This window comes from Frankia sp. CeRuru1 (genome assembly GCF_977966315.1).
On sequence record NZ_CDWWEW010000539.1, the window covers coordinates 1,481 to 2,528 of the forward strand.

Genomic DNA, 1,048 nt, shown 5'->3' on the forward strand with positions numbered 1-1,048 from the left:
GATCCGCTCCGCCCGGCCGGCCCACGCTGCCTCGCCGCCCGCCGCGGCGAGGCGCCGCAGACCATCCCGCAGATCGGCAGCCGGGACAGGATCGCCCGCCGCGGCCGCCCGGACCAGACCCGCCAGCCAGCCGTCCGCCGCATCCGCCCCGCGCCGTCGCCGCATCCCCGCACCGTAGACCTCGGCCCGAACAGGCCCCCGAACAGGCCCACGGATGGATATCTCGCTCTCCGATGATCAAGGGTGTCGTATTGCATCCGTCGATCCGCCAGGTCACTGTCAGGACGGCACCAGCCGTCACCAACCCCCCGACGGCACATATGGAGCATGCGCACCGCGCACGCTCCCAGGAGCCCCCAACCGGCGCGCCGGACGCCCCAGCAGCGACCCACGCGGACGGCGTGTCGCCCTGCCCGGAGAGGCTCCAAAAGGGGCTCCTTTAGCCCCTCCAAAAGGGGCTCCGGCTCTATCCGGAGGGGATGCCAGCACACGCTGGCGCCGACCAGGCGGGCCGCAGACCCCTCCGGCCGTTACCCAGACTCACCGGGTAGATGCGGTGTTTCCGGCAAGAGGGGGGCGCCGGCGGCCTATCTGTCCGGGTGCCAGCACGGATCCCAGTCGGGATGATCAGCCCAGAACAATGCGACACGGTGGTGGTAGCCGGTCATCTACTGGCGGAGTCGTCCTGCGCCGGGCGCAAGTCGGTACGGGCACCCCGTCCGGGCCGAGATGCAAGCCACTGCTCGACGGTGGAGCGGCGCCAGCGGGGACGGTCGGCGACAGGGAGTTCGTCCGGTTCGGGCATCTGCTTCATGCGGCGCATCGCGCGCAGGCTGGAGACCTTGATGGTGTGCCCGCGGCTGGCCATGAGGGCCTGGACGTCGGCGTAGCTGAGCAGGTCGTCGGGGCTGTCCACGCGGGACATACTAGCGTCCCGCTAGTTGTGTGGCTGTTGACCGTCCCTCGCCTATCTCCCCATACACCTTCTATCTCATCGCTAGTAGGTTCCTCCGTATCAGCATATGACGACTCACGGGGGAGACAACAT

Annotated in this window: 1 protein-coding gene; it reads right to left on the bottom strand. The window is 69.3% G+C overall.

All coding sequences use genetic code 11. From position 1 onward, the window contains the following. Nucleotides 1-664: 664 nt before the first annotated feature. On the bottom strand, nucleotides 665-925 hold the full coding sequence (locus tag AC08OP_RS24010; RefSeq protein ID WP_476616250.1) for a helix-turn-helix transcriptional regulator: 261 nt from the start codon (nucleotides 923-925) through the stop codon (nucleotides 665-667). Nucleotides 926-1,048 lie beyond the last annotated feature (123 nt).